The 574-nt window shown below is 43.0% G+C and carries 1 pseudogene; it reads right to left on the reverse strand.

From position 1 onward, the window contains the following. Positions 1–523 (reverse strand): annotated as a pseudogene (locus R8O11_RS29915) (hypothetical protein); the annotation flags it as partial. Between the last annotated feature and the right edge of the window lie 51 nt (positions 524–574).

Here is a 574-nt window from a genome sequence, read left to right on the forward strand (position 1 = left end):
TCACTACTAGATTGCGTCGATAGCTGCCATCTTGAGAGAAATTATCAGCTTTTTCTGTCTGGCGTGACAAACGATTCTCTTCGATTTTTCTAAGCGCACCGCCCCCCTCAATGAAACCATTTTTGACCTGATGAATAAGATCATATCCAGTCTCATAGGAAACATTGCCCCCGTTGTACCCTTTCAAGATAACATCGAACGCTTCGCTAAATTCTTTTACCGCTTGGCTGTGAACCGAAGTTTCCAGATCCAATGCGGGAAGAAAAATTAATAATTCTTCAATCGCCTTTTGAGCTTCGACCTCTAGCTGTCTTCTTTTTCGATTTCGTTCCCAACGGGCGTAATCTTCTTGGGTATACGTCAACTCAGCTTGACGCTCTCGACGTTGGCGGGCTGCTCGCTCTCTAACCGTTTCTTCTCGAGCTTGTGGTTTTCTTAATGATTCTTCTTCATGGAGTGGCTTATAACCTCCGCCAGAAGAACTCAAAGGTTTTTTCTTTCGATCTAAAAAATTGTGTGGCATCAGTTCACCTAACCTCAATTAAAGTGACAACATCATAACCACTCTTAAAGG

This window comes from Vibrio sp. 1288, assembly GCF_033344475.1.